A 26,980-nucleotide genomic window follows, 5' to 3' on the forward strand; every position below is an offset into this window, starting at 1 on the left:
AAAATTGTAGCAAATTTAAACCACATTTTAGTTAATCCTCAAACAAAGTCCTTGCAAATTGCAACGCTTCATCGCTGATTTGCTCTCCACTTACCATTCTAGCTAACTCCTTAATTCTCTCTTCTTTTTCAAGCTTTTTGACATAACTTTGTTTGCCATTTTTTTCTACTAGAAAATGATTATGTGCTTTTGAAGAAAGCTGGGGCAAATGAGAAATGGCAAAAATTTGATAAAAGCGACTCAATTCATCTAAAACTTTAGCTATACTCATCGCCTCTTTTCCGCTTAAATTTGCATCGATTTCATCTAAAAATATAATGCCACGCCCAGAATTTAAAATTTTACACTCGGTTGCGATAAAAGCAAGTCTTAGGCGGTTTAATTCTCCTGAGCTAAGATTTTTAAGCTTGGTTTCACTCACGCTTAATTTAATTTCATCTTTTCCAAAAAGATTAATTTCATCATTTTGCACACAATCAAGTTTTAAATTTTTCATATAAAGTTTAGCTAAATAATCATTTAAAAAATTTTCCAAAACTCCCAAATTTCTTACCCTAGCTTCACTTAAAATATGTGCTTTTTTTTCTAACTTTTCCTTTAAATCGCGATTTAAAAGCTCTAATTCTTTTTTCTCAAAACTCAAATTTTCATAATGCTCTAATTCTTTTTTCTTAAGTTCAAGAGTTTCTAAAGCCCCTTCAATGCTTTCATAACGCTTGATAAGATAAGACAAGTCGCTAATGCGGTCTAATAATGCCTCAATGTCAAAGTCAAGCTCTTCCATTTTTTGATTTTCAGCAATAATGCGTAATTCATTAAAACATTCACTAAAAAAATTCGCATCCACTTCGCTTAAATTTAAAGCATCTAAAACGGCTTTTTCATATTCAAAAATTCCACCGACTTTATTCCACGCTTCTTCTATTTTATCGCGCTTTGAAAGTCTTTTTTTAAGTTTTAATAATTCTTCATATTCGCCTGATTTTGGATTGATTTTAGAAATTTTTTCAATGTGCGTTTGGGCAAGTTCTTTTAGCTCCTCAATTCTCCTTTCTTCCTCTAAAACCCTATTAAGCTTTAAGGAATTTTCATTGTATTCTTTAAAAATTTGCTCGAATTTTTCTTTAGTTTCATTAAATTTTGGATTTTTCGCACTCTCTAAAGCGTCTAAGAGCGTGAGAAATTTTTCATTGCTAAATTCATTATTATCCTTAACGCTAAGATATTTTATGAAGCTTTTGCTAAGGCTTTGGAGGCTTTTTTTAGCTATGCTTTGATTATTAATAAAATATTTTGTGCTTTTTTCCTTAAGCATTTTAAAGACATTTTCGCTCTCGCTTTCTATGCCAAAGCTTTCTAAATCAAGCTCATCATCAAGCTCAAGCTCAACAAATTTAGCCTCACTCTCACCAAAGCCAAAAGCCGCAAGTATCCCCTTAAATAGCACAGATTTCCCCGCTCCACTTAATCCACTAAAAACAGTAAGCCCTTCACTAAGCTTTAAATTTGCCTCTTTAAAGCTCAAATTTTCTTTCATTAAAATACGACTAATCATCAATTGCCCCAGTTTAATTTTTCTTTTAAAATTTGAAAATAGTCCCTATTTTTAGGGTGGATTAAGCCCACGCCTTTATCGCTTAATCCTACCTTAATGCTTTTAAATTCATCGACTTCATAATGCTCTTGCCCATCCACGCACAAAATGCAGTCCTTAGCACCTACCTCAAGCTCAAAGCCACGCGGTAAAACAATGGGTCTTTGCGTAAGAGAATGCGAACAAACGGGCGTTAAGATAAAAACTTCCGCTAAAGTATAGACTATGGGACCATTTGCACTTAAATTATAAGCTGTTGAGCCTGCTGGAGAAGCTATGATAAGACCATCTCCAAAGTATTGATTAAAAATTTTACCCCTTCTAAAAACCTCAATACTCACCATAGAATTCATTTGTTTTCTAAAAAAAACAATATCATTAAAGGCATTTTTGCGTAAAATTTGACCAGCTTTTGTCTCAAGTGTAAGTTCGAGCATAAAGGGCATTTCAAGTCTAAATTGACCTTGAAAAAAGTCCTCAAAAAAATTAGGAGCATCTTGCAAAGATAAGGTAGTCAAAAAGCCAAGCTTCCCTGCATAAATTCCCAAAATAGCCTTTTCATACTCATAAGCCTTTCTACAAAGTGAGATTAAAGTACCATCTCCACCTAAAGAAATCACAAAATCACTCATTTCAAAAAGCCCATTAAGCTCAAAACTTGCCAAATTGAGCCTTTGTGAGCTTTCTTTAAAGAGCAAAAGCTCAACGCCCTTTTTTTTCAAAATGCTTTCAAGATTTGCGATTTCAGTATCTAAATTTGAATTTGGTCTTGAAACAAGCCCAACTTTCTTAACATTTTTGTAATTAAATTCCTTTTGCATAAAAAAATTATAACAAAACTTAGCAAAGCAAAAGAATAAAGATATTATAATTTCACAAATTTATCTTTGTAAGGAAAAAAATGCGTAGTCATTATAATACAGACTTAAATAAAGCTAATATCGGCGAGGAAGTGAGACTTTGCGGCTGGGTTAATAGCTACCGCGACCACGGCGGAGTAATTTTTATCGACCTAAGAGATAGAAGTGGGCTTATCCAACTAGTATGCGATCCAAACGATAGTCAAAAAGCTCACGAAATAGCCTCTAGCGTAAGAAATGAATTTGTTTTAATCGCTCACGGAAAGGTGCGTCCAAGAGGCGAGGGACTTATTAATGCCAAGCTTAAAACAGGTGAAATTGAAGTTGTGGTAAGTGAGCTTATTGTGGAAAATGAAAGTATGGTGCCACCTTTTGCCATAGGCGATGAAAGCGTTAATGAAGAGCTTCGTTTAAAATACCGCTTTTTAGATCTTAGAAATCCACGCCTTTACGAAAATTTCGCTTTACGCTCAAAGGCTTGTATAGCAGCTAGAAATTCCTTAGCAAATATGGGCTTTTTGGAGGTGGAAACGCCGATTTTAACCAAGGCTACGCCAGAGGGGGCGAGGGATTATTTAGTGCCTTCTCGTGTGCATCAGGGTGAATTTTACGCCTTGCCTCAAAGTCCGCAGCTTTTTAAGCAACTTTTAATGTGTGCGAATTTTGACCGCTATTTTCAAATCGCAAAATGCTTTAGAGATGAAGATTTAAGAGCGGACAGACAGCCTGAATTTACGCAAATTGATGTAGAGATGAGCTTTTGTGAACAAAAAGATGTTATGGCAGTGGCGGAGACCTTTTTGAAAGATATTTTTGCTGCTTGTGGTAAGCAAATTAGGACGCCTTTTAGACAAATGAGCTATAAAGAAGCTATGGAAAATTATGGGAGCGATAAGCCTGATTTGAGATTTGATTTAAAACTGATCGATGTGATTGACATTTTCGCCAAATCAAACAACGAAATTTTTACAAATATCGCAAAAGATCCTTATAAAAATCGCATTAAAGCCCTAAAAGTGCCAAAGGGAGATACGATTTTTTCAAAAAGGCAAATGCAAAGATTTGAGGAATTTGTGCGTAAATTTGGAGCTCAAGGCTTGGCTTTCATACAAGCTAAAGAAGACGGACTTAAGGGTCCGCTTTGCAAATTTTTTGGCGAAGAAGATCTAAAAGAGCTTGAAAAACGCTGCGAACTTGAGGTCGGTGATGTCGTATTTTTTGGTGCTGGAGTAAAAAAGGTCGTGTTAGATTACATGGGGCGTTTTAGACTTTTCTTAGCGGAGGAATTAAAGCTTTTAGACCCTAACATTTTAGAATTTTTATGGGTGGTGGATTTCCCTATGTTTGAAAAAAATGATGACGGCTCTTATTCTGCTATGCATCATCCTTTCACTATGCCTAAAAACATTGATGAAGAAAATTTGGAAGAAATATCTTCCATAGCTTACGATGTGGTTTTAAACGGCGTTGAGCTTGGTGGTGGAAGTATAAGAATTCACAAAAATGAAATCCAACAAAAAGTCTTTAAACTTCTTAATATCAACGAAGAGGAGCAAAGAGAGAAATTTGGCTTCTTGCTTGATGCCTTAAGTTTTGGAGCACCGCCACACGGAGGTATAGCCATAGGACTTGATAGGCTTATAATGCTAGTAAGCAAAGCAAGTAGCATAAGAGAGGTCATAGCCTTTCCTAAAACGCAAAGAGCACAGTGCCTGATGACAGAAGCACCGAGCGAAGCAAGTAAAGAGGCTATGAGAGAACTTGGACTAAAATTAAGGGAGAGTGTAAAATGAAAGAATTGTTTTTAATCATAGGAGCGCCGGGTAGCGGCAAAACAACAGATGCAAGTTTAATCGCCAAAGATGATGTTAATATCACGCATTATTCTACGGGCGATTTATTAAGAGAAGAAGTTGCAAGTGGCAGTGAACTTGGCAAAACCATAGATAGTTTTATCTCTAAAGGAAATTTAGTGCCTTTAGATGTGGTGATTAACACTATTGTTACAGCACTGAAAAACGCACCGACAAAAACTATCATCATCGATGGCTACCCTAGAAGCGTAGAGCAAATGATAGAATTTGATAAGGTTTTAAACGGACAAAATGAAGTCATTTTAAAAGGCGTGATTGAGGTTCGCGTAAGTGAAGAGATCGCTAAAGATAGAATTTTAGGCAGAAACCGCGGAGCTGATGATAATGAAGAAGTGTTTTATAATAGAATGAAAGTTTATATTGAGCCTTTGGAGGAAATTTTAAGCTTTTATCAAAAGAAAAAATTACATTTCATTATAGACGGCGAAAGGGCTATCGAGCCTATTGTAGCGGATATGAGAGAATTAATCAAAAAAATTCAAAATATTTAATGAAAAAGTGGCATTTGCTGATATTAAAGCATTTGCCAAACTTTCATTTCGTAAATCTTATACAAAATCAAGCAAGGGATAAAAGCTTTCACTCTATCCCAATTTTAATCATTTTACAAATTAAAATTTGCGTCCATTTTTACCAGCGATGATAAAACGAAGAGCATTAAGTTTGATAAAGCCTTCGGCATCTTTTTGATTATACACTTCATCTTCTTCAAAGGTGCAAAAAGCGGCATTAAAGAGGCTATCATTCGCACTTTCACGCCCTACGACCATCACGCTACCCTTATAAAGCTCCAACCTTACCTTACCATTGACAAATTTTTGACTCTCATCGATTAAGGCTTGAAGCATTAATCTTTCCGGAGAAAACCAAAAGCCATTATAGATAAGATGAGCATATTTAGGCATTAGCTCATCTTTTAAATGTGCTGCTTCTCTATCAAGCGTAATGCTTTCAATGGCTCTATGTGCCTTTAGCAGTATCGTCCCGCCCGGTGTCTCGTAGCAACCCCTACTTTTCATACCTACAAAGCGATTTTCTACGATATCAAGGCGTCCTATGCCGTGTTTTGAGCCTAGCTCGTTAAGTTTTGCTAAAAGTCCTGTTGGAGTTAAAAATTCGCCATCTACTGCCACTAAATCGCCCTGTTTAAATTCAAGCTCTATAATTTGACTTTCATTTGGTGCCTCTTTAGGACTTTTAGTCATTCTCCACATATCATCTTCCGCTCTTGCTGCAGGGTCTTCTAAAACAAGTCCTTCGTAAGAAATGTGAAGTAAATTTGCATCCATTGAATAAGGAGATTTACCCTTTTTCTTGGAAATATCTATGCCGTGTTTTGCTGCGTAGGCTAAAAGCTTTTCGCGACTATTTAAATCCCACTCTCTCCAAGGAGCGATGATTTTTAAATCAGGATTAAAGGCTAAATAACCAAGCTCAAAACGCACCTGATCATTACCCTTGCCAGTAGCACCGTGGCTAACTGCATCAGCTCCTGTTTGTAGGGCGATTTGTGCTTGAGTTTTGGCGATTAGAGGGCGTGCTATGCTTGTGCCAAGTAGATATTCTCCCTCATAAATAGCATTTGCTCTAAACATAGGGAAAACATAATCTTTAACAAATTCATCTTTTAAATCTTTAATGAAAATATTTTCTTCTTTAATGCCAAGTGATAAAGCCTTAAGCCTAGCGGGTTCAAGCTCCTCACCCTGCCCTATGTCTGCTGTGAAGGTAACGACCTCACACCCATACTCATCTTGAAGCCATTTTAAAATAATGCTCGTATCAAGCCCACCAGAATAAGCCAAAACCGCTTTTTTAACTTTATCTTTCACCTTAAACTCCTTTATAAAATTTCCGTAAAATTCTAGCAAAAAAAGCCTTAAGTGAAAGTTTTTTAAAGCAAAATTTGTTCCAAAATAATTTTTAATTTGCATTTTTTTGCTAAAATCTCCCTTATGAGAGTTGATAAATTTTTAAATGTAGTTAATATTACTAAACGCCGTAGCATAGCTGAGGATATGTGTAAGAGTAAGGTTGTGGATATTAATGGCACTATTGTAAAGCCTAGCAAAGATGTGAAAATAGGCGATATTATCACGCTTCATTTAAATGAGCGTAAAGAAAGCTATAAGGTCCTTGCCCTACCTACAAGTAAAAATATACCAAAAAACGCACAAAGCGAGTATGTGAGTAAGCTGTGAGGGAATGGATTTTAAAACAAGATGAGCTTAATGAGCTTTTAAAATACTTGCCAAATAGTGGCGTTGTGCTACTTCGTGGAGATTTAGCAAGTGGGAAAACAAGTCTAGTCCAAGCCTTGCTAAAAAAAATAGGTTTTGACGAAAACGCAAATTCGCCGACTTTTTCTTTAATGCAAAGCTATGAAAAAGATGCAAAAAAAATTTATCATTATGACATTTATCAAGTGGGTTTAAATGGCATTTTGCAAAATGGCTTATTTGAAAATTTTTTTGAAGAAGGTTTGCACTTGGTTGAATGGGGCGATGAAAATTTAGAAAAAGCTTTAAAAAAAATGGGAATTAAGCCCTATATCATAGAAATTTTTCCTTTAAATCAAAAAAGAAAGTATGTGATTTATGAGTAAATTAGAAGTTTTACATTTAGAAAAAGTGATTAAAAAAACGAAAATTATCCACGACATCTCACTTGAAATTCAAAGTGGAGAGGTCGTGGGACTTTTAGGTCCTAATGGTGCTGGCAAAACGACAACTTTTTATATGATATGCGGTCTCATTACACCTAGTGGAGGTCAGGTCAAACTCAATGGCACAGACATCACTAAAGAACCGCTTAATAAAAGAGCAAGGCAGGGCATAGGCTATTTGCCACAAGAAAGTAGCGTTTTTAAGGATTTAAGCGTGGAAGATAATTTGCTTTTGGCTGCTGAAATTTTTTATAAAGATAAAAAAATTTTAAATGAAAAAGTGGAAAAAATGCTAGAACTCTTAAGCATAGAGCCTATACGCCTTAGAAAGGGCTTAAGTCTAAGTGGAGGGGAAAGAAGGCGTTGTGAAATCGCAAGAAGCTTGATGTGTGAGCCTAAATTCTTACTTTTAGATGAGCCTTTTGCGGGGGTTGATCCCATCGCTGTGGCTGAAATTCAAAATCTTATCAAAGAGCTTAAAAGACTTGATATTGGAATTTTAATCACAGACCACAATGTCCGCGAAACCTTAGCCATTTGCGATAGGGCTTATGTTATCAAGCAGGGCACACTTTTAGCTAGTGGAAATGCTAAAGAAATCGCACATAATCAAGATGTGAAAAAATACTACTTAGGAGCGGAGTTTAAACTCCTTGATTGATGTTAAGACAAAAATTAAGCCAAAGTCCTAAAACAAAGCTTTCTAACACCTTACGCTCTTGGCTTCCTCTTTTGCAAGCAAATATCGAGGATTTAAAAGAAAGCTTAGATAAATTTGCTGAGGATAATCCTTTTTTAAGCATAGAAGAAAAAGCACAAACTCAAAAAAATGGACAAAACTATTATGATAATTTCTTTAAACGCAATGCCAAAAGCGACATTTTAGAGCAAAAAGCTTTAAGAGAGCAAAGCGTTTGGGAGCTTTTAGACGAGCAAATTATCCCCCCTCTTTTTCCCACTGCAAAGTCTCAAACCATAGCTAATCAAATCATACAATGCCTCAATCACGAAGGCTATTTTGAATATGATGAAACAATTTTGAGAGAATTTACCAAAGAAGAGGTAGAAAAAATTCGCACACGCTTTAAATATTTAGAGCCTGTGGGTGTAGGGGCGATAGACTTTAAGGAAGCCTTTTTATTTGCCTTAGAAAATATAGAAATTAAAAATGATGAGCTTTATGAATTTAGCAAAATGCTCATTTTAGATTTTGAAAATATTCAGCAATATACAAAAGAAAAGCTTTATAAAGAAGCTATTGAGATGATTAAAAAATTTTCTATCCCGCCTTTTTTGGAGTATTTTGAAGAAAGCAGAGCAATAGTGCCTGATATTTTTATCTTTAGAGAAAATGGGGAAATTAAAGTTAAAATTAACGATGATTATTACCCAGAAATTCACATAGAAACAGACGGCTTAGAACACGAATTTTTAAGCAGCTATTTAAAAGAAGCTAGAAATTTAGTCGATGCACTTGCTATGCGTAAGGCGACCTTATATAAAATAGGCTTAATGATAGTCGAGCATCAATATGAATTTTTTTTAGGAAAAGAAATTAAGCCTATGACCTTGAAAGATTTAGCACAAGATCTAGAGCGTAATGCCTCGACCATTTCAAGAGCCATTGCTAATAAATATTTAAGTTGTGATAGAGGGCTTATCCCTCTAAAAGATTTTTTTGCCTTTGCACTTGATGGAGATGGAGAGACTTCAAATGCTAGCGTTAAGGACTTTGTCGCAAATTTAGTCAAAAATGAAAACAAACAAAAGCCCCTAAGCGATAGTAAAATTTTAGAACTTATCTTAGCGGAATTTAAAATCGACATAGGAAGAAGAACGATTACAAAATACCGCAAACAACTAGGCATCACAAGCTCTACAGATAGAAAAAAACTTTACGAGCTAGAAGGCTCGTAAAATTAAAACGGCCACACCGCCTCGATAAACTTACTACCCCAAGGCTTTCTCGTGCTTCTATCCACTTCACCTTCGGTTTTGTAAAGAATTTTCGCATCGGCTATGTATTTACTATCTATAGTATTATCCTGCCCTATATCATAAGGGCGAATCACACCGCTAAGTTGGATAATTTGCTTCTCGCCGTTAATCAAAAGCTCCCTAGAACCTTCAATGAAATAATTTCCATTAGAAAGAATTTTAATCACCCTTGTAGAAATAGTCGTATTAAAACTTTCATTTCTACTTTGTGTGCCTGTGCCTGTGTAGTTGTTTGTGCTATTTGTTTGAAAGCCTATGTTGGAATAGGAATTGACCCTATTTAAGACCTGATTGACAGCGCCTGTGCTACCCACTAAAGCGCCGCCGCCCAAATTGGCATTATTTGTTCTGCTAGTCGTTTTGTTTGCTTGTGTGCTTTGCGTTGTGCTTTCTTGTATGATGACGGTAACTAAGTCATTGACATTCATCGCCTTTTTGTCGGAAAATAAAGGATTATCCCCCTTGCCAAATAAGGATCCCGGTGCTGATTCTACATTATGACTTTGCTTAGGTGCAAGCTCTTCGACATAAGTTGGCGGTTTCATCGAAATTTCAGGATCTACCACAGCACTACATCCAAAAAATGCAAATGGTAATATATATACGAAAACTTTTTTCATTTCTGTCCTTTGATATGAATTTTTTATATTTTTTCGTTACAATAACTTCAAAACCTTAGAAAGCAAAGAGCGTTCCAAGTTTAAATTCAAAGGAAAAATAATGGCAAATCTTTATCTTATGCGGTCAAAAAGCGATGATTTAAATACCCTCATCACCAAAAAACTTTTAGCAAACTACACAAAACATTATAAAAATGTAGCCATTTACTGCCCTGTGATTTATGTGCATAGAATAGCTGCCGTGCAGGAGTGGCTTGAAGAATTTAACATCAAACAAAGCTCAAAAGAAAGTTACGGCTTTACCTTACGCGATGCGATGAATACCTTTAGCCACGATCCTCACTATTTTTTCAACAAAATTTTAGAAGAATATGAAAATTTAAAAGCTAAATATGACTTTGTTTTAGTAACAAGTTTTTCGGAATTTGGCATTTTAGACGGCTTTGAATTAAGCGTTAAACTTGCTAAAAATCTTAACACCCCCATAGCCGCCATTATCGATCAAAAAGACCAAAATATAGCAAGAAAGATCTTTGATGAAAGCCTTAAGGGCGAAAAATACGCCTTAATTGACGCAAATTTTGATTTTAATGAGCTTATGAATTTAAAAGAATATGAATTTATCACACCCAATCGTTTTAAATTTGAGCTCATTAAAAAAAGTGTGAAAAATAAAAAAATCGTTGTTTTGCCAGAAAGCGATGATGAGAGAATTTTAAGAGCAAGTGAAATCCTACTTAGAAGTAATGTCGTTCATCTCATCTTACTTGGAAATGAGACTAAAATCAAAGAAGATGCCCTAAAGCTTGGACTAGATCTTAATGGCATTGAGGTGCTAGATCCTGCAAATTCGCCCCTATGTGAAGAATTTAGCGTTATGCTTTATGAGGCAAGAAAGGCTAAGGGTATGAGCCTAGAAGAAGCCGCTAAACTCGTTAAAGATAGAACTTATTTTGGCACTTTACTTGTGCATAGTCAAAAAGCCGACGCTATGGTAAGTGGTGCTTCAACGACTACGGCTGAAACTATACGCCCTGCCCTTCAAATCATCAAAACAAAAGAGGGCATTAATTCCGTCTCTGGCATTTTCTTTATGGGGCTTGAAGATAAGGTTTTAGCCTTTGCGGATTGTGCGGTTAATCCTAACCCAACAGCCGAGCAACTCGCTCAAAGTGCTTATGTAAGTGCTTTGAGTGCTAAGGCTTTTGGGCTTGAACCGCGTATTGCTATGCTATCTTATTCTAGTGGAGATAGTGGCAAGGGTGAAAGTGTGGATTTAGTCAATGAAGCTTTAAAAATCGCTAAAGAAAAATATCCAGACCTTCAAATTGATGGACCTATGCAGTTTGACTGCGCTTATGATAGTAAAACCGCTGCAAAAAAAATGCCAAATTCCACCATAGCAGGCAAGGCAAATGTTTATATTTTCCCTAATCTTGACGCGGCAAATATTTGCTACAAAGCCGTGCAAAGAACGGCAAATGCCCTTGCCATAGGACCAATTTTACAAGGACTTAAAAAGCCTGTTAATGATTTAAGTAGAGGCTGTTTAGTAGAAGATATAGTCGATACCGTAATTTTAAGTGCGATTCAAGCACAATAAGGATTAAAAATGAAAATTTTAGTTTTAAATTCTGGCTCTTCTTCCATTAAATTCAAACTTTTTGATAATAAAATAGTCTTAGCAAGTGGTTTGGTCGAAAAAATAGGCAATAATCAATCTAAAATCGAACTTAAAAATGTCAAAACGGGCACAAAAATGCGTCGCGATACACATATAGGTAATCACGAAAAAGGCTTACAACTAGTCGAAGAGCTTTTTAATGAAAGTGGGATTTTAAAAGATTTAAACGAGCTTGATGGTTGCGGACATAGAATTGTGCATGGAGGGAAAAATTTAACGGAGCATTGTTTAGTTAATGACTTCGTGCTAGAGGAAATTGATCGCGTTAGCACCATAGCCCCACTTCACAATCCAGCCCATTTAGCGGGGATTAAAACTATGCTTAAAGCCGCTCCTAAAGTTCCAAATGCGACCATTTTTGATACGGCTTTTCATAAGAGTATGCCCGATTACGCTTATATGTATGCTTTGCCTTATGATTATTACACAGAATATAATATTAGAAAATATGGCTTTCACGGCACTTCGCACTCTTATGTAAGCTCAAGAGCGGCGATTTTAATGCAAAAAGAAAATATTAACGCCATAAGCGCACATCTTGGCAATGGTGCTAGTGTGTGCGCCATAGAAAATGGAAAAAGCATAGATACCTCTATGGGCTTTACACCTCTTGAGGGTTTGATGATGGGGACAAGGTGCGGAGATATCGACCCTGCCACCCTACCCTTCATCGCTAAGGCTAAGAATTTAAACGCCGATGAGCTTGATACTATGATGAATAAGCAAAGCGGACTTTATGGCGTTTGTGGCTATAACGACTTTCGCGATGTAGTAAGTGAAATTCAAAATGGTAATAATCTCGCTCGCCTCGCCCTTGATATGTATTGTTATCGTTTGGCTAAATATATAGGCTCTTATTTTGCCATCTTACCGCATACAGACGCCTTGATTTTCACTGCTGGAGTAGGAGAAAATGCCTCTTTAGTGCGTCAAAAAACCTGTGAAAGACTTAAACATCTAGGCTTTGAGCTTGATGATAGCCTAAATGAAAGTGATAAGGATGGGGAAAGAGAGATTAGCAAAGCAAATTCTAAAGTGAAAATTTTTGTTATCCCCACAGATGAAGAGCTTGAAATCGCTAAAATCACAGAAGAGCTTATCAAAAAAGCTTAGATGAAGGCTTAGTGGTTTAAAACCTTATTTAAAAATTCTCTAAGCCTTTCATTTTTAGGATTTTCAAATACGCTTATTGGGCTTTCATCAACGGCGATTTGCCCCTTGTCCATAAAGAAAATGCGATTTGCCACATTTTTCGCAAAGCCCATTTCGTGCGTTACTACAAGCATAGTTAAACCCTCTTTTGCCAAATCTTTTATAATGTTTAAAACCTCACCTATCATTTCAGGATCCAGTGCGGAAGTAGGCTCGTCAAATAAAATCACATCAGGATTCATCATCAAGCTTCTAGCTATGGCTATGCGTTGCTTTTGACCGCCTGAAAGTTTGTGTGGCATATAGGTTTTTTTATCTTCTAAACCCACTTTAGAAAGCAAAAGTTCTGCTTTAGCTATAGCTTCATCTTTGCTTAAAATTCCTGTTTTAATGGGCGTTAAGATTAAATTCTCAAGGACATTTTTATTTGCAAAAAGGTTAAAATGCTGAAAAACCATACTAACTTTTTGACGAATTTTATTAATATCAACCTTTTTGTCTAAAATATTTTCTCCTTTGATAAAAATTTTACCACTATCAGCAAGTTCTAGCTTATTAAGACAGCGTAAAAAGGTGCTTTTACCGCCTCCGCTAGGTCCTATTAAAGCCACAACATCACCTTTTTTGATTTGCGTGCTAATGCTTCTTAAAACTTCTAAATCTCCATATTTTTTACACAAATTTTCGGTTTTAATCATTTTTATTTAACCTTTTTTCTAACAATCTCACACCTAAGCTAAAAATTTTAACACTCACATAATATACAAGCCCTGTGAAAATAATGGGCTTAGGATTATAAAGCACAGCTTGCAAACTCTTACTTTGCATTGTAATATCCACCACGCTTATAAAGCCTACAACGGAAGTTTCTTTAAAAAGAGAAATAAACTCATTTGCAAGGGCGGGCAAAATATTTTTAAGTGCTTGAGGTAAAATAATCTCTCTCATCGTGCTTTGATAATCAAGCCCCATAGCCCTAGCCGCTTCCATTTGCCCCTTATCAACGCTATTAATGCCACTTCTTACAATCTCAGCAATATAAGCCGAACTATTAAGTCCAAGTGCTAAAATCGCCGCATAAAGATTATCTAAAAAGGTAAAAATCACAAAAGCAAAAATCATAAGCTGTAAAATCACAGGCGTTCCGCGTATAATGTCGATAAATTCATCAACGATAAAATTAAGCACCCCAAAAGGAGAAAAGCGAATCAAAGCCAAAATAAAGCCAAAAACAAGCCCTATACAAACTGCACAAAAAGTAAGTAAAATTGTAACGCCATAACTTAGCATATAAGCCTTAGCATTAGGGGTAAAAGCATACCGCACCTCATTACCCTCACTTACTTGCAAAATTTCGTAAGGGAAAGAAAAATAGCCCCATAAAATGATGATGGTAAAAAATACAAATGCTTGCATACTTTTTTGGGTCAAAATAAAGCCTTAATACTAAAAATTAAAGCCCAAATTTTAGAAAAATAATCTTTTATTTTTCTTTAAAGATTTAAAAAAATGTGTTAGAATTTTTAAAATTTCAAAGGGTAAAAATGGCAATTTTAGAATTTATTTTAATCTTTCTTTTTGTTTTGTTAATGGCATTTTTAATCATAGGCTTTAATCGCCAAATGCTAGAAAAAGCCAAAGAAAGAGAAAAAAGATTGGAAAAATACAGCAAAAGACGCGATTTTAAGGAAAAATGATGAGAAAAAGCATTATTAATTTTCAAAAACAAAAAGCAAATGGGGACAAAATCACTATGGTAGCAGCTTACGATTATCCTAGTGCTAAGGCTTTAGATGAGGCTGGGGTGGATGTGATTTTAGTCGGTGATTCTGTGGCTATGGTGCTTTTAGGACACGAGGATACGCTAAGTGTAAGTATGGAGGAAATGCTAATTTTCACCAAAGCTGTCTCAAAAGCCGCTAAAAATGCCTTTGTTTTAGCTGATATGCCCTTTATGTCTTATCAAAGCTCGGTTTATGACGCCTTGCAAAATGCGGCGAAATTTATGAAAGAGGGTCGTGCAAATGGCGTGAAATTAGAGGGAGGGAGAGAATTTAGTGAGTGCATTAAAGCCTTAAATCGTGCCTCCATCCCAGTTATCGCTCACATAGGACTAACCCCGCAAAGTGTCAATGCTATGGGAGGATATAGGGTGCAAGGTAAAAGCAAAGAAGCCGCACGAAAACTCATAGACGATGCCAAAGCCGTGCAAGATGCGGGTGCTAGTATGGTTTTAATGGAATGTGTGCCAAGCAAATTAGCGAAAAAAATCACTCAAATCCTAGAAGTGCCTACCATAGGCATAGGAGCGGGGAAACACTGCGATGGGCAGGTTTTAGTCTATCACGATTTTTTAGGACTTCATCAAGGATTTAAACCCAAATTTGTCAAACAATTTGCCAACCTAAATCCAAATGAAGGTATAAAAGCCTACATTAATGCCGTTAAAAGCGGAGAATTCCCAAGTGAAAAATATAGCTTTTCTTTAGAAAATGACGAGTGGATTGAAGAATTATATTAAAGGAAAAAAATGCAAATTATTAATGATATTAAAGATTTAAAAAACATTATCAAAAAATGGAAAAATCAGGGTCTAAGTATAGGCTATGTGCCGACTATGGGCTATTTGCACGAGGGACATTTAAGCCTTATTAAAAAAGCAAGTAAAAACGATAAAATTATCGTAAGCATTTTTGTCAATCCTATGCAATTTGGCGTTAATGAGGACCTAGCGACCTATCCAAGAGACTTAGAAAGAGACGCTAAACTTTGCGAAAATGAGGGCGTAGCAGTGCTTTTTACGCCTAGTGTAGAGCAAATGTATCCTAAGGGCTTTAGCTCTTATGTGGATATGAACTCACTCACCGATAAATTATGCGGAGCAAAAAGAGAGGGGCATTTTCGTGGAGTTTGCACCATTTTGATGAAATTTTTTCATCTTATCACACCTGATGTGGCGTATTTTGGACAAAAAGACGCCCAGCAATGTGCTGTGGTTAAACATATGGTAGAGGATTTAAATTTAGACCTTGAGATAGAAATTTGCCCCATTATGAGAGAAAAGGACGGCTTGGCAAAAAGCTCACGCAATGTTTATTTAAATGAGGCAGAGAGAAAGGCGGCTTTAGTGCTTTCAAGGGCGATTTTTTTAGGAGAAAATTTAATCCAAAAGGGTGAAAGAGAGAGCAAAATCATACTTCAAGCTATGCGTGAAGAATTACAAAAAGAAAGCCTTGCTAGGATCGATTATATCGAGCTTGTTAATCCTAAAACTATGCAAAATTTAGAACGCATTGAGGATAGTGCTTTGGGTGCTTTAGCTGTTTATATCGGCAAAACGAGGCTTATTGATAATTTTTTGTTTTTAAATCTTAAATAAGTATTTTTAGATAAAATGCTATCTTTTTTAAGGCTTTTTTATGAGTATGGGTGAAATTATCGTTATTTTAATTGTCGCTATTTTGGTTTTGGGACCGGATAAGCTTCCAGACGCCATAGTGCAAATTGCTAAGATTATTAAGGCTATCAAGCGTAATATTAATGACGCTAAAGCTGGCATTGAAAAAGAAATTCGCATTAAAGAGCTTAAAGACGAAGCGCAAAAATACCAAGATGAATTTTCACTAAGTAATGAAAACATACGCAAAAAGCTTAGTTTTGAGGAATTTGACGACTTAAAAAGAGATATTTTGGATAAAACAAAAGTGGATTTAACTTTTGATAGTAGAGAAAAAGAAACTCCCCCACAAAATCCTACGGAAAAAGCAAATGTTTGAAGAGCTAAAACCCCATTTAATCGAACTTAGAAAAAGGCTACTCATAAGCGTTTTATGTGTTATAGTGATGTTTTTTATCTGTTTTACTTTCAATAAATATATCCTAGATGTCCTTACTATGCCCCTTGAAGCTGTTTTGCCTGAAATTTCAAAGCAAATTAACTTCATCGAAATGGCAGAGCCTTTATTTACCGCGATGAAAGTGGCATTTTTCGCGGCGTTTTTGCTATCTTTACCTGTGATTTTTTGGCAGTTTTGGAGCTTTGTCGCGCCCGGACTTTATGATAATGAAAAACGCCTTGTCGTGCCTTTTGTCATTTTTGCTAGTGTGATGTTTATTTTAGGCTGTGTGTTTTGCTATTTTGTCGTTGTGCCTTTTACTTTTAAATTTCTCATCGATTTTGGTGCAAGTGTGCAAAATTTTAAGCCTATCATTAGCATAGGGGCTTATGTAGGCTTTTTTACAAAGCTTATGATAGCCTTTGGTTTGGCGTTTGAAATGCCTGTTTTGACCTATTTTTTCGCTAAGCTTGGCTTGATTGACGATGCTTTTTTAAAAAGACAATTTAGAATCGCCGTTTTAATCATCTTCGTTTTTTCTGCGATGATGACCCCGCCTGATGTTTTTTCGCAATTTTTACTCGCCATACCACTTTGCGGACTTTATGGAATTTCTATTCTCATCGCCAAAAAAGTCAATCCCACCCCTACCGATAATAATGAAAGGAATAAACAATGAAATATGACGGCTATATACAATCTAGTGATTACGAAGATTTGTATTTTGATGTAATTCAACCTAATATTATTAATCTTAATCTCCTCTTTGCAGGCTTTAAACCGGTCAAGAACAAGCATTATTTAGAACTAGGCTTTGGTATGGGACGCTCATTATTAACCCACGCTGTAAGCAATGAAGGGCATTTTGTCGGCACAGATTTTAATGAAAATCAAGTCGCATTTGCTAAAAACATCTGCGAACAAGCCAAAATTTCAAATCTTACCCTTTATGCAGACAGCTTTGAGCAGCTTTTAGAACGCTTTAGGAAAATGAGAGCTAAGGGCGAGGAAGTAGGCTTTGACTTCATAGTCTTGCACGGAATTTATTGTTGGGTTAATGAGGAAAATCGCCAAATTATCCTTAGCATTATCAAGGAATTTTTGCGTGAAGGTGGCGTTGTGTATATTAGCTATAATTGTTTGCCAGGTAGAGCAACAAATATGGACGCAAGGCATATTTTCAAACTTTACTCGCAAAAAAAACATACAGAAAATTTTGACAAAATTTTTTCTTTCACAGAAAAATTTGCACAATTAGAACCGGAAAATACCATCAATAAAAACATTTTAGACACCATCAATACACACCGTCATTCTCATCCTATCTACCGCATTCACGAATTTCTATGTGATTCTTGGTATTTGCCTTATTTTAGTGATATGGCTGAAACTATGAAAAAACTGGGAAATTTGAATTATATTTGTGAGTGCGTATTAGCCTATCATTTTAAAAATTTTACTCCTAAACAAGAGAATTTCTTAGCTCAAATTAACGATGTGATTTTTAAAGAACAAATGAAAGATTTTATCCTTAATAAACAATTTCGTTACGATTTGTACGGCAAACGGCTTGCCAAACTTAGCAAAAAATGGATTGATAATTATCTTTTTAATACGCAATTTATGCTTTTAGATTATCCTACAAGCCACACCTTTAAGGACTGCGAGGAGAATTTAAAATGGGCTTATATTGAGCTTATTTCAAGGCTTGAAAATGAGAACTTCACTCCTAAAAGTGCCAAAACACTTATGATGGGTATTGATATAAATCAAAGGGTTTTTTTCTCACTCTTAATTAATCTTATGGCTCTCAATCTTGTAGGCATTTGTGTGCCAAATACGACACGCAAAATTGACGAGGTCAAATTTTATAATCACAGCCTTTTGAAAAATCAAAAGCTAAGTGAGGAATATATTTTTGCCTGTGCGCTTACTGGAGGAGGAATTTCACTAGATAGCTTAGAAAGAGCTTTTCTCAATCATTATTTTAACGAAAATCAAATGAATTTAGAAGAGCTATTTGAGCGGATTTATCAAAATGAAAATTTCCACTTCAATGACGCAAATAACCAAGCTTGTAAAGATAGAGAAAGCGTTTTCACTCAACTCAGCTTACATTACAAAAAATTTTTAAGGCGTCTGCCTATACTAATGAAACTTGAAATGTTTTAATGGATAAAGATTTAAGCCTTTCAAATTACAATTATACCTTACCAAAAGAGCTTATCGCCACGCACCCAGCCCAGCCTAAAGAAGCGGCGAGGCTTTTAATTTATGAGCGTGAGAAAGATAAGATTACACACACCACTTTTGCGAATTTGGAGCAGTTTTTGCCTGATTGTGCCATATTTTTTAACGATACTAAGGTCATTAAGGCTAGAATTTATGGGACAAAAGAAAGCGGAGGGAAAATTGAGCTTTTTTTACACTCTAGCGTGAGCGAGTGCGAATTTAACGCACAAATTAGAGGCAGGGTTAAAAAAGGCGAGATTTTACATTTTAAAGAGGGCTTGAGTACTGAAATTTTAGAGCTTTATGCGGACGGCTTACGCAAAGTTTGCTTTAAACAAGATGAAAATTTGCTTAACACCCCTAAGCTTTACGCCCTTTTAGAAAAGATAGGGCATATCCCCTTACCGCCCTATATCAAAAGAGCCGACACACTTAAAGACACGCAGGATTATCAAAGCATTTTTGCTAAAAATTTAGGTGCTGTGGCAGCCCCTACGGCGAGCTTGCATTTTAGTAAGGCTATGCTAGAGAGTCTTAAAAAACGCCACGAAATTCACACCATAACCCTACACATAGGCGCAGGGACTTTTAAAAGCGTAGAATGCGAAGACATAAGAGAGCATCAAATGCACAGCGAATTTTTTCACATCAACGAAGCCGCAAAAGCGTGTATCGATAGCAAAAAGGCAATTTTAGGCGTAGGAACGACTGCGACTAGAAGCATTGAACATTATGTTAGGACGGGGCTTTGTAGTGGGGCGTGTGATTTATTTTTACACCCTTTTAATAAGCCTTTAAGGCAAAATTTTCTCTTAACGAATTTCCACTTACCAAAATCCACGCTTATAATGCTTGTATCCTCTTTTATAGGGCGTGAAAAGACCCTAGCACTCTACAAAGAGGCGGTTTCGTTACGATACCGCTTTTATTCTTACGGCGATGCGATGCTAATTCTTTAAGCCGTTTTAAGCGTAATCACTGCGATAATGATGATAAAAATCCCAACCCAGCCGATAGGCTTTAATTTCTGCTTAAAAAAATACCACCCCCCCAAAGTCGTGCCTAAAATCCCTATACTTCCCCAAAGTGTGTAAGCGATAGCCAGTTTCATACCCTCCAAGCTTAAAGCAAGAAGATAAAAGGCAAGCCATACAAGTAAAATGGATAATAAGCCCCATTTAAGATTCCTAAAGCCATTAGATTTATTTAAAGCGAGATTAGCCACGATGTCTAAAAGTGCGGCTAAAACGACATAAAGCAAGTAGATATTAAACATTTTCCACCTCTTTTTCGTCCTCGTGTTTCTCCCCCAAATTCACAAGCACAATGCCTACAATAGCAAGTGCCAAGCCTATATATTCTTGCGTTTTTAAGGAAGTGCCAAAGATAAAAACGGCGATAAGGGTTATCAAACTAAGCCCCACAATTTCCCAAATCGCATACGCCACACCTACGCTAATCGTGCGTATAGAAAGAGACATAAAATAATACGCCACAGCTATCATAGCGAACATAAAGCCATAAACGAAAATTTGATTACCCTCCTGTGAGTAATTCATCACAGAAACGCCAAAAACTTCACATACGATAGCAAGCATTAGAAAAATCCACGCTTTTAGCATAAGTCTCTCCTTAAATTTGCAAAAGTGAAATTTAACACAAAAAAGCTTTTAATTTGTTTATTCTAAATTTAAAAAATGTTTAAAAACAAATAATAAAACTAAAGCAAAGATAAAACTAAAATCAAACAAAAAAAAGTCAAAAAGCAAATAAAAACTCATAAGGACACAAGCCTTAGCTTATATCCTTTAAAAAGTCTTAAAAAGTCTTATGCAGTCTTAAACTAGCAGTGTGTGATGTTGCACTTTCTCCAAAGAGGAATTTATAGCCTAAACTTACATCTACTCCATAAGGATTTATCCACATAAAAGCTCCCCCTAATTGTGAATAGTATTTTGATGTTTCAAAATGATTGGTAAAGTTTTGATTATTGATTTTAGTTTGGGTATCTATTTCATTATTAAGATTGACCCTTACACCTCCATCAAGCTGAATAGCAACATTATCTTTTCTTTTAAACCAATTCAAACTTGCTGTTGCATAAGTGATACCATAAGTCATATCATCTAAGCTTTCTTTATAGGCTAATTTATTCCCTTTCATATCAAAGCCTTTTAACTTAGCTCCTGTATGACCTATGCCTATTTGAGGAGTAAGATATTGGCTATGATCTTGTAAGTTATAATAAATAATAGAAGCTAAAAATACTCTAGCATCATAAGCATAGTTTTTTGCATCTCCTTGAGATTTAAAACCACTTACTGGTTCCCTTTCAAGATCTGCTTTAGTATAAGAGCCTCTTATATCCACTCCACCAAAAAGTTGTCCTATATGACTTTGAGCTAGTTCTATGCTATATTTTGAACCAAGTAAGAAAGTATCACTATCAAAATTAAAGACATCATCAGCTAAATGAGTCTTATTTTTCTCTACTGCTCCATAAAGCATTAATAAGCTATTATCAAAATATGTATGTCCTCCTGCTAAGATACCAGAGCTTGTTCCATCTGCTTTTTCTGGTATATCTGCTAAGTCTGTTTTAATCTTAGAATAATAAGGACGCACAAAGATATCAAAATTTGTATCAGGTTGGGTTCTTTTATATCTTAAAGAAGCACGACTTGCTTCATTTAAGAAAGAATCAAATAATAAAGAACGACGCCCTAATTGATTGATAAAGGCTTGAGAGAATAAACCTGCCGCACCAAGATTAGCATTAAAACGGGTGTCTATGGTTTGAGTTTGTGCATTAAATTTCCCATAAAAGCCACTTTGTTTAAGATCTTGTGAAAAGTCTGCACTTTTAACATAAACATTTCCAACTCCAGTATTAGCAGCACCTGATACTGAATTAGCTAAAGAAACACTTTTACCAATTTGTGTATCCTCACTCACTAAGGCTATGGTAAGTTTATCTATGGCTACTTTAGCTTGAGTGGTATTAGCATTATTTGTATCTACAAGCTTAACAGTTGCATAGGTTTCTTGTGCTGTGGTGGCTGTTCTTACTTCACCAAAATTTAAAGTAGGAGCAGCACCACTTGCTATTCTAAAGGTAGAAATTCCATTATTATAGCCTATATTCATATTATCATTAATATTAATCTTACCATTTCCACCTATTTCTATATTAGCAATTCTACCTTGTTGCATATTATTTAGTTCAAAATCACCTGAAGTAATTTTAAGATTTTCAATAGTGCCTTGGTAATTGTTTAGGGAGCCACCTTGAGTGGTAAAGAGGCTAATGTTTTGTTGAAGGTTATTAAAGCTTCCGCCTTCTTGTTTTAAAGAGCCTATCGTTCCACCTTGATAAGTAAAGTTTCCTCCTTTTTGAGTAAGAGTTTGTATAGTGCCTCCACTTTGCATTGTGTTTCCACCTTCTTGAGTGTAGGTTTGGATAGAGCCTTGATTATTAACATTACCTCCTGTGTTATTAAGCATAGTGATAGTTCCACCTGTATTCATAACCCTACCGCTAGTATTAGTTAAGGTTGCTATAGTGCCGCTTTGATTTGTTACACTTGCATTGGCATTATTGTTATTAAGCGTAGTGATGGTTCCGCCTGTATTCATTACATTACCGCTACCATTATTGTTGAGGGTGGTGATAGTTCCGCTTTGGTTGGTTATAGTATTCATATTATTAAGAGTGCTAATTGTTCCGCCTTGATTTGTCAAATTTCCGCCTCTGTTATAGAGAGTGCTTACTTTAGCATTATTATTTATAGTTGTGCTACCTCCATTTTGATTAAGGGTTGTGATAGTTCCGTTATTAAGAGTGCTTGTGCCATTATTTTGCTGGAAAGTATTTATCGTTCCATTTGTGCCATTTAAAGTGGCATTACCACCATTATTTTCTATCGTTTTTATCGTCCCACTTTGATTGTTAAGGGTTAATTTAGCCCTATTGTAGTATAGATTAATGCTATCTATCGTTCCTGTGTTTGTTAAATTTGAAATTGTCGATTCTTGATTATAGTGACCATTCATAAGCCATAGTTGTTTTATTGTGCCTTGGTTATTAAAAGTGCCTGTAATCAATCCTTCTTGATTATATAATGCGCCTATCGTTCCTGTGTTTGTTAAATTTGTGATAGATTCAGAATTGGTAAAATCATTTATCGTTCCATTATTAGTGAAATCATTTATCGTTCCAAGATTTAGCATATAGCCTTTATCTATCGTTCCACTATTAGTGAAATTATTTATCGTTCCCTCATTGCGGATAGATTGTTTTTTGTTATCAGCTACCGTGATGCCTCCATTTGAGCCTATGGTAATGCCATTTACCCTAGTGTTCCTGCTCACAGAGACACCGCCCCCAGCACCGCCTGAGGCATTAGCAGTAAGCTTAGCATTGATAGTTAAAGTTCCTGCGGAGTTATTATTTGTATAAAAAATCCAGTTTTTGTCATTAACCGTGCCTCCGTTTGAGATTGTTAAATCATTGCCATTTTGGCTACTTCCATCAGGCTTATTATGCACCCACGCTGCTTGCAAAGGGCTATATAAGGCAGTGATGACGCTTAAGGCTAAGAAAGAGGGGATTAAACGACTTTTGAAACTATGAGAGTCTAAGCGACTCTGGGGTAAATTTTGAATTCCTTGCTGATTACAGAAGAGCATTGCCCCCCCCCCCCCCCCGCAAGAGAGTTAATAAGATCTTTTTTCATAACTAAATCCTTTCTAAATAAGATAAAAATAATCGTAATTATAAGGAAAAATTAATGAAAAGTAAAGAGGAATTTGAAAAATCGTTTTTTTTTTTTTTGTAAAATGTGTAAAAATAGGAGTTAAAAACTAAAATCCTACAATTTTACTTTTATCAAAACTTCCCTCAAGTTCTTTTTGTATGCTTTCTAAAAAAGCTCTCATCGTAAAAATGCCGTCCTTTGAAATGGCTGTTTTTAGGGCTGTGTTTTTCACTACCATAAGAATTTGTGCGCCACTTAGCTCGTATTTGGCTAGAGTTTCAAGCTCAAAAGCCTCTTCAAAATCCGCATTTTGAGGCAGAAATTTCTCCCACATCTTAAGCCTGTCCTTAAAATCAGGCTTTTTAAATTCAATCTTTAAATCAAAACGCCTAGAAAACGCACTATCAAGGCTTTCTAAAAAATTGGTCGTGGCGATTAAAACTCCGCTAAAACGCTCGATTTGCTCTAGGAAGATATTTTGCATTTGATTGTGCATTTTATCACTTCCACTGCCTCCCTCTATGCGTGTGCTTAAAAACTGGTCTGCTTCATTTAGCAGTAAAATGGGGCTTTGCTTACAAGAATTGGCGATATTTTTATAAGTGTCAAAAATTTTCCGCACATTTTGTTCGCTCTCGCCTACCCATTTGCTTAAAATTTTAGAGCAATCAAAGCTTAAAACCGCCTTTTTCATAGCCTTAGCTACGCCAAATGCTGACATCGTTTTACCTGTGCCTGGAGGTCCGTAGAAAATAATCTTTGCTTCGATATTTTTAGAGCTTTTAATCCCCCATAAACTAAGCCTTTCAAGGACTTTTTTATCTTTTTGTTTTAGGATATTGCTTAAAAGCTCTTTGGTGTTTTCTGGCATTATGATGTCATTAATGTCGATATTTGGCTCGATAAGTTCGAAAATTTCTTGCTCTTTGACAAGGCTTTCAAGTTTTAGCTTTTGATTTTGTTTGGTAGGAGAATTAATCACCCTTTCTAACACTTCATCGCTGATAAAAAAGCTCTTAGAAAGCTCTCCAAAAGCGTTTAAATACTCATCATACTCGATTAAATTTAAAAGCTTAGAATCGTCCTCTAAAAGCTTTTTATTTTGACGCAGTTCAAGCTCGTTTTCACTGATGAGATTAAGGAGGGCGTTTTGCTCTCTGGCGGCTGAGTTTTCGTGGCTTAGGGTGTATTCCTCCTTTAAGAGTGATAAGAATAGAATTTGCTCTTTAGCGTTTAGGGCGTGTTCTTTGAAAATCGCATTTAAGACATTATGAAATTTGCTAAGTTTCAAGCACTCTTTAATATACTTTTCAAATTCTTTAATGTGGCTTTTAAGCACGGCATAATACTCGCTATGCCTTGCGAAAGAAAGCTTTTCATAAAGCTCCACTTTTAAAAACTCGTCCCTTAAATACTCCAAATAAGCCCCATAAGCTTTAATTTTAGGCACTTCAAAGGAGGTTTTGCTGTCTAAAAAGTCTAAAAAATACTGACTAAGGCTTAGTTCGCTTTGAAGTAAGACTAGCTTAGAATTGCTTAATTTATTTGAATCGATATTTTTAAAAAAGCCCGAACCACTCGTTACAAAACCGCGTTTAATCAAGCCTTTTAAATCCTCTAAATAATCTAAATAAGCATAATCTTTCTCCCCAAAAAGTCCCACAAGTAAGCTAAAAGCACTCACGGAGGCACTGGCACAAACATAGCTTTTACAAAGCTCTTTCAAAATCAAGGCTTCATTTTTAGAGCATTGAAGTCTTTGATAAAGCTTGGTTTTTTCAATTTTAGGTTCGTTTAAAAATTCTTTAAGTTCAAGCATTATTTCCCCTAAAAACGGCTAATCATTATCCTAAGCCCTGAAATTTCATCTTTAAAACGCAGTTTTTCATCGCAAATTTCATAAAATATCACGCTATCTTTACGGCGTAATTTCTGGCTAAAACCGCAAGGCGTTTTTTCTAAATTTTCGCCCTCAAAAAGAGGCTTTAACTCTAAAATGTCGCGTAAAAAGTCCTCATAATAGGCGTTTTTTAGGTATTTTTTATTAAATTCTTTTTTCGCATAACAAACGCCATTAAGACAAATTTTTTCTTTAAGATTAAGCTTAAAAAAGGGCTTGGCGAATTTATAAAGCTCTAAAGAAAGGACGGAGCTTTCACGCTTTAAAAAACCCGCCTCGTTAATCTTAAAGCTAGAAGAAGAGATGAAAACCTGCATACTTTGAGCCTTTTTATTTTCACTCTTTGTCGCACACGCACACAAAAATAAAACGCAAATTAAGCTAAGAAAATATTTCATTTTAAATTTTTAAAGCTAAGATTAAGCTCTAAATCAAGCTCTTTGACAAGCTTTATCACTGCTTGTAAATCGTCAATTTGCTTCGCACTCACACGCACTTCCTCGCCTCTTATTTGAGAGCTTACCTTGAGTTTGCTATCCTTAATCGCCTTATTGATTTTTTTAGCGTTTTCGCTGTCTATGGCGTTATTAACCTTTAAATTTAGCTTAAAAACAGCCCCACTCTCACGGGATAGCTCCTTAATACCCTTAGGATTAATCCCTCTTTTGATAAGCTTTGAAATCACAATATCTTTTAAAACCTCAAGCTTTGCTTCACTCGAGCATAAAAGCTTAAAAACGCTTTCTTTTTCGCTAAATTCTAGCTCACTTTTCACGCCTTTTAAATCGTATCTGCTCTCAAGCTCTTTTTTAGCTTGTTCTAGGGCGTTTTTAAGCTCCCCACAATCAACCGCTCCGCTAATGTCAAAACTATGCTCACTTGCCATTTTCTACCCACTCCTTTAAATTTTCATAAACTTTTTGGATTAAAGTTGCTAAACTTTCCTTACTCGCCCAAGCAATGTGCGGGGTGATTAAAAGCTTATTTTTATTTTTCACGCTTAAAAGGGGGTGATTTTTAAGCATAGGCTCATTTTCTAAAACATCAAGCCCCACTCTAAAATTCTTTTCATCTAAAGCTTTTGCTAAATCTGCTTCATTAATAATGCCTCCACGCCCTACATTAATCAAAATCGCCTCATTTTTAAGCATTTTAAGCTCTTTGTAAGAAAGTAAATTTTTCGTTTTATCATTAAGCGGTGCGTGAATACTAATAATATCGCAAGTTTTTAAAAGCTCGTTAAGCTCTATTTTCTCATACTCTGCGTTATGATTTGCTCCGCTTGTAGAATAATAGCACACCCTAGCTCCAAAGGCACTTGAAATTCTAGCCACTTCTTTACCTATGGTCCCAAGTCCTATAATGCCGTGTTTTTTACCGCTTAAATCACTTAGCATTTGTGTAAAATCGGTAAAAATTTCACTCTCGCACCACTTGCCCTTTTTTACCCAGTCATTATAAAAAATCGTTTGATTTAAAAAAGCAAAGATTAAAGCAAAGCTATGTTGAACGACACTTTTTGTCGAGTATCCTGCGACATTTTTAACGATAATGCCTTGCTTTTTAGCATACTCAAGGTCTATATTATTAAGCCCGGTTGCGGTTTCTAAGATGAGTTTTAAATTTGTATTTTTAAGGACATTTTCATCTAAAATGACCTTATTAACCATCGCTACATCGGCATTTTTAAGCCTTTCGATGACCTTATCTTTTGATGTGGTAGCGTAACTTACAAAGTCCCCAAATTCGCTAAATAAGCTTAAATCCGCTCCGCCTAAAGTCGCAGAGTCTAAACATACGATTTTCAT

Annotated in this window: 28 protein-coding genes; 15 read left to right on the forward strand and 13 right to left on the reverse strand. The window is 35.7% G+C overall.

Annotated features, from left to right (window positions below; translation table 11 throughout):
* Positions 1–31: 31 nt before the first annotated feature.
* Entirely contained in the window at positions 32–1,555 is a 1,524-nt protein-coding gene (locus EL158_RS04305; RefSeq protein WP_027304644.1) for an AAA family ATPase, read from the reverse strand.
* Positions 1,555–2,415: an NAD(+) kinase gene (locus tag EL158_RS04310; RefSeq protein WP_027304643.1), complete on the reverse strand. Its 861-nt coding sequence runs from the start codon at positions 2,413–2,415 to the stop codon at positions 1,555–1,557. The genes EL158_RS04305 and EL158_RS04310 overlap by 1 nt, the downstream gene beginning before the upstream one ends.
* Positions 2,416–2,495: 80 nt before the next feature.
* On the opposite strand from EL158_RS04310, the gene aspS reads away from it, so the two are divergent.
* Both aspS and EL158_RS04320 read left to right on the forward strand, forming a co-directional pair.
* The gene (aspS, locus tag EL158_RS04315; protein ID WP_027304642.1) at positions 2,496–4,247 is read left to right on the forward strand and encodes an aspartate--tRNA ligase; all 1,752 of its coding nucleotides are present in this window, start codon (positions 2,496–2,498) and stop codon (positions 4,245–4,247) included.
* Complete coding sequence (locus EL158_RS04320; RefSeq protein ID WP_004277311.1) at positions 4,244–4,819, forward strand: adenylate kinase; 576 nt, start codon at positions 4,244–4,246, stop codon at positions 4,817–4,819. The genes aspS and EL158_RS04320 overlap by 4 nt, the downstream gene beginning before the upstream one ends.
* Positions 4,820–4,939: 120 nt before the next feature.
* Here EL158_RS04320 and EL158_RS04325 read toward each other — a convergent pair whose 3' ends face one another.
* Complete coding sequence (locus tag EL158_RS04325; protein ID WP_027304641.1) at positions 4,940–6,160, reverse strand: argininosuccinate synthase; 1,221 nt, start codon at positions 6,158–6,160, stop codon at positions 4,940–4,942.
* Between the two features lie 123 nt (positions 6,161–6,283).
* Between EL158_RS04325 and EL158_RS04330 the strand changes: the two genes are divergently transcribed.
* The 4 genes from EL158_RS04330 to EL158_RS04345 are packed head-to-tail and all read left to right on the forward strand — an operon-like array spanning position 6,284 to position 8,910.
* Positions 6,284–6,529 carry an RNA-binding S4 domain-containing protein gene (locus tag EL158_RS04330; RefSeq protein ID WP_027304640.1) on the forward strand — a complete coding sequence of 82 codons (246 nt, stop codon included), beginning with the start codon at positions 6,284–6,286 and terminating at the stop codon, positions 6,527–6,529.
* Positions 6,526–6,933 (forward strand): tRNA (adenosine(37)-N6)-threonylcarbamoyltransferase complex ATPase subunit type 1 TsaE, encoded by a 408-nt coding sequence (tsaE, locus tag EL158_RS04335; protein ID WP_027304639.1) that lies wholly within the window; start codon positions 6,526–6,528, stop codon positions 6,931–6,933. Before EL158_RS04330 ends, tsaE begins: the two co-directional genes overlap by 4 nt.
* Positions 6,926–7,654 (forward strand): LPS export ABC transporter ATP-binding protein, encoded by a 729-nt coding sequence (gene lptB / locus EL158_RS04340; protein WP_004277315.1) that lies wholly within the window; start codon positions 6,926–6,928, stop codon positions 7,652–7,654. Before tsaE ends, lptB begins: the two co-directional genes overlap by 8 nt.
* Complete coding sequence (locus tag EL158_RS04345; RefSeq protein ID WP_027304638.1) at positions 7,654–8,910, forward strand: RNA polymerase factor sigma-54; 1,257 nt, start codon at positions 7,654–7,656, stop codon at positions 8,908–8,910. The genes lptB and EL158_RS04345 overlap by 1 nt, the downstream gene beginning before the upstream one ends.
* 2 nt (positions 8,911–8,912) lie before the next feature.
* Here EL158_RS04345 and flgH read toward each other — a convergent pair whose 3' ends face one another.
* Positions 8,913–9,611 (reverse strand): flagellar basal body L-ring protein FlgH, encoded by a 699-nt coding sequence (gene flgH, locus EL158_RS04350; RefSeq protein ID WP_027304637.1) that lies wholly within the window; start codon positions 9,609–9,611, stop codon positions 8,913–8,915.
* A gap of 97 nt (positions 9,612–9,708) precedes the next feature.
* Between flgH and pta the strand changes: the two genes are divergently transcribed.
* The gene (pta, locus tag EL158_RS04355) at positions 9,709–11,214 is read left to right on the forward strand and encodes a phosphate acetyltransferase (protein WP_174705434.1); all 1,506 of its coding nucleotides are present in this window, start codon (positions 9,709–9,711) and stop codon (positions 11,212–11,214) included.
* A gap of 9 nt (positions 11,215–11,223) precedes the next feature.
* Complete coding sequence (locus EL158_RS04360) at positions 11,224–12,408, forward strand: acetate kinase (protein WP_027304635.1); 1,185 nt, start codon at positions 11,224–11,226, stop codon at positions 12,406–12,408.
* Positions 12,409–12,416: 8 nt separating this feature from the next.
* Here EL158_RS04360 and EL158_RS04365 read toward each other — a convergent pair whose 3' ends face one another.
* Positions 12,417–13,145 (reverse strand): amino acid ABC transporter ATP-binding protein, encoded by a 729-nt coding sequence (locus EL158_RS04365; protein WP_027304634.1) that lies wholly within the window; start codon positions 13,143–13,145, stop codon positions 12,417–12,419.
* Positions 13,138–13,863, reverse strand: a complete 726-nt coding sequence (locus EL158_RS04370; RefSeq protein ID WP_375274846.1) for an amino acid ABC transporter permease — start codon at positions 13,861–13,863, stop codon at positions 13,138–13,140. The genes EL158_RS04365 and EL158_RS04370 overlap by 8 nt, the downstream gene beginning before the upstream one ends.
* Before the next feature lie 128 nt (positions 13,864–13,991).
* Between EL158_RS04370 and EL158_RS04375 the strand changes: the two genes are divergently transcribed.
* The 7 genes from EL158_RS04375 to queA are packed head-to-tail and all read left to right on the forward strand — an operon-like array spanning position 13,992 to position 19,474.
* Positions 13,992–14,144: a hypothetical protein gene (locus tag EL158_RS04375; protein WP_223293654.1), complete on the forward strand. Its 153-nt coding sequence runs from the start codon at positions 13,992–13,994 to the stop codon at positions 14,142–14,144.
* Positions 14,144–14,968 (forward strand): 3-methyl-2-oxobutanoate hydroxymethyltransferase, encoded by an 825-nt coding sequence (gene panB, locus EL158_RS04380; protein WP_027304633.1) that lies wholly within the window; start codon positions 14,144–14,146, stop codon positions 14,966–14,968. Before EL158_RS04375 ends, panB begins: the two co-directional genes overlap by 1 nt.
* 9 nt (positions 14,969–14,977) lie before the next feature.
* Positions 14,978–15,826, forward strand: a complete 849-nt coding sequence (gene panC, locus EL158_RS04385) for a pantoate--beta-alanine ligase (protein WP_027304632.1) — start codon at positions 14,978–14,980, stop codon at positions 15,824–15,826.
* A 40-nt stretch (positions 15,827–15,866) separates the two neighbouring features.
* Positions 15,867–16,223 (forward strand): Sec-independent protein translocase protein TatB, encoded by a 357-nt coding sequence (gene tatB, locus EL158_RS04390; RefSeq protein WP_004277326.1) that lies wholly within the window; start codon positions 15,867–15,869, stop codon positions 16,221–16,223.
* Entirely contained in the window at positions 16,216–16,962 is a 747-nt protein-coding gene (tatC, locus tag EL158_RS04395; RefSeq protein ID WP_027304631.1) for a twin-arginine translocase subunit TatC, read from the forward strand. The genes tatB and tatC overlap by 8 nt, the downstream gene beginning before the upstream one ends.
* Positions 16,959–18,455, forward strand: coding sequence for a methyltransferase regulatory domain-containing protein (locus EL158_RS04400; protein WP_027304630.1), 1,497 nt, complete (start codon positions 16,959–16,961; stop codon positions 18,453–18,455). The genes tatC and EL158_RS04400 overlap by 4 nt, the downstream gene beginning before the upstream one ends.
* Complete coding sequence (queA, locus tag EL158_RS04405) at positions 18,455–19,474, forward strand: tRNA preQ1(34) S-adenosylmethionine ribosyltransferase-isomerase QueA (RefSeq protein ID WP_027304629.1); 1,020 nt, start codon at positions 18,455–18,457, stop codon at positions 19,472–19,474. Before EL158_RS04400 ends, queA begins: the two co-directional genes overlap by 1 nt.
* Here the strand turns inward: queA and EL158_RS04410 are convergent.
* From EL158_RS04410 to EL158_RS04440, 7 genes are all read right to left on the reverse strand, one after another.
* Positions 19,471–19,782, reverse strand: a complete 312-nt coding sequence (locus EL158_RS04410; RefSeq protein WP_225532307.1) for an SMR family transporter — start codon at positions 19,780–19,782, stop codon at positions 19,471–19,473. The two genes, queA and EL158_RS04410, sit on opposite strands and share 4 nt — an antisense overlap.
* Position 19,783: 1 nt before the next feature.
* Positions 19,784–20,137, reverse strand: coding sequence for a DMT family transporter (locus EL158_RS04415; protein WP_027304627.1), 354 nt, complete (start codon positions 20,135–20,137; stop codon positions 19,784–19,786).
* Between the two features lie 196 nt (positions 20,138–20,333).
* Entirely contained in the window at positions 20,334–23,204 is a 2,871-nt protein-coding gene (locus EL158_RS04420; protein ID WP_126361512.1) for a hypothetical protein, read from the reverse strand.
* A 174-nt stretch (positions 23,205–23,378) separates the two neighbouring features.
* The gene (locus tag EL158_RS04425; protein ID WP_027303678.1) at positions 23,379–25,091 is read right to left on the reverse strand and encodes an AAA family ATPase; all 1,713 of its coding nucleotides are present in this window, start codon (positions 25,089–25,091) and stop codon (positions 23,379–23,381) included.
* 8 nt (positions 25,092–25,099) lie between these two features.
* Positions 25,100–25,570 carry a hypothetical protein gene (locus tag EL158_RS04430; protein ID WP_027303679.1) on the reverse strand — a complete coding sequence of 157 codons (471 nt, stop codon included), beginning with the start codon at positions 25,568–25,570 and terminating at the stop codon, positions 25,100–25,102.
* A complete protein-coding gene (locus EL158_RS04435) occupies positions 25,567–26,058 on the reverse strand; it encodes a YajQ family cyclic di-GMP-binding protein (protein WP_027303680.1) in 492 nt (163 codons plus the stop codon). Before EL158_RS04435 ends, EL158_RS04430 begins: the two co-directional genes overlap by 4 nt.
* Positions 26,048–26,980 (reverse strand): D-2-hydroxyacid dehydrogenase, encoded by a 933-nt coding sequence (locus EL158_RS04440; RefSeq protein WP_027303681.1) that lies wholly within the window; start codon positions 26,978–26,980, stop codon positions 26,048–26,050. The genes EL158_RS04435 and EL158_RS04440 overlap by 11 nt, the downstream gene beginning before the upstream one ends.

This window comes from Campylobacter upsaliensis (genome assembly GCF_900637395.1).
GTDB classification, from domain to species: Bacteria; Campylobacterota; Campylobacteria; order Campylobacterales; family Campylobacteraceae; genus Campylobacter_D; species Campylobacter_D upsaliensis.

Excerpts from the sequence above, each read along its gene's own strand:
- panC (WP_027304632.1), top strand. The coding sequence starts at position 14,978 with ATGCAAATTATTAATGATATTAAAGATTTAAAAAACATTATCAAAAAA.
- EL158_RS04420 (WP_126361512.1), bottom strand. The coding sequence starts at position 23,204 with ATGCTCTTCTGTAATCAGCAAGGAATTCAAAATTTACCCCAGAGTCGC.
- EL158_RS04305 (WP_027304644.1), bottom strand. The coding sequence starts at position 1,555 with ATGATTAGTCGTATTTTAATGAAAGAAAATTTGAGCTTTAAAGAGGCA.
- tatB (WP_004277326.1), top strand. The coding sequence starts at position 15,867 with ATGAGTATGGGTGAAATTATCGTTATTTTAATTGTCGCTATTTTGGTT.
- EL158_RS04400 (WP_027304630.1), top strand. The coding sequence starts at position 16,959 with ATGAAATATGACGGCTATATACAATCTAGTGATTACGAAGATTTGTAT.
- EL158_RS04425 (WP_027303678.1), bottom strand. The coding sequence starts at position 25,091 with ATGCTTGAACTTAAAGAATTTTTAAACGAACCTAAAATTGAAAAAACC.
- flgH (WP_027304637.1), bottom strand. The coding sequence starts at position 9,611 with ATGAAAAAAGTTTTCGTATATATATTACCATTTGCATTTTTTGGATGT.
- EL158_RS04435 (WP_027303680.1), bottom strand. The coding sequence starts at position 26,058 with ATGGCAAGTGAGCATAGTTTTGACATTAGCGGAGCGGTTGATTGTGGG.
- EL158_RS04440 (WP_027303681.1), bottom strand. The coding sequence starts at position 26,980 with ATGAAAATCGTATGTTTAGACTCTGCGACTTTAGGCGGAGCGGATTTA.
- aspS (WP_027304642.1), top strand. The coding sequence starts at position 2,496 with ATGCGTAGTCATTATAATACAGACTTAAATAAAGCTAATATCGGCGAG.
- panB (WP_027304633.1), top strand. The coding sequence starts at position 14,144 with ATGAGAAAAAGCATTATTAATTTTCAAAAACAAAAAGCAAATGGGGAC.
- tatC (WP_027304631.1), top strand. The coding sequence starts at position 16,216 with ATGTTTGAAGAGCTAAAACCCCATTTAATCGAACTTAGAAAAAGGCTA.
- queA (WP_027304629.1), top strand. The coding sequence starts at position 18,455 with ATGGATAAAGATTTAAGCCTTTCAAATTACAATTATACCTTACCAAAA.
- EL158_RS04330 (WP_027304640.1), top strand. The coding sequence starts at position 6,284 with ATGAGAGTTGATAAATTTTTAAATGTAGTTAATATTACTAAACGCCGT.
- EL158_RS04360 (WP_027304635.1), top strand. The coding sequence starts at position 11,224 with ATGAAAATTTTAGTTTTAAATTCTGGCTCTTCTTCCATTAAATTCAAA.
- EL158_RS04320 (WP_004277311.1), top strand. The coding sequence starts at position 4,244 with ATGAAAGAATTGTTTTTAATCATAGGAGCGCCGGGTAGCGGCAAAACA.
- EL158_RS04370 (WP_375274846.1), bottom strand. The coding sequence starts at position 13,863 with ATGCAAGCATTTGTATTTTTTACCATCATCATTTTATGGGGCTATTTT.
- EL158_RS04415 (WP_027304627.1), bottom strand. The coding sequence starts at position 20,137 with ATGCTAAAAGCGTGGATTTTTCTAATGCTTGCTATCGTATGTGAAGTT.
- EL158_RS04310 (WP_027304643.1), bottom strand. The coding sequence starts at position 2,415 with ATGCAAAAGGAATTTAATTACAAAAATGTTAAGAAAGTTGGGCTTGTT.
- EL158_RS04365 (WP_027304634.1), bottom strand. The coding sequence starts at position 13,145 with ATGATTAAAACCGAAAATTTGTGTAAAAAATATGGAGATTTAGAAGTT.
- lptB (WP_004277315.1), top strand. The coding sequence starts at position 6,926 with ATGAGTAAATTAGAAGTTTTACATTTAGAAAAAGTGATTAAAAAAACG.
- EL158_RS04430 (WP_027303679.1), bottom strand. The coding sequence starts at position 25,570 with ATGAAATATTTTCTTAGCTTAATTTGCGTTTTATTTTTGTGTGCGTGT.
- EL158_RS04345 (WP_027304638.1), top strand. The coding sequence starts at position 7,654 with ATGTTAAGACAAAAATTAAGCCAAAGTCCTAAAACAAAGCTTTCTAAC.
- EL158_RS04375 (WP_223293654.1), top strand. The coding sequence starts at position 13,992 with ATGGCAATTTTAGAATTTATTTTAATCTTTCTTTTTGTTTTGTTAATG.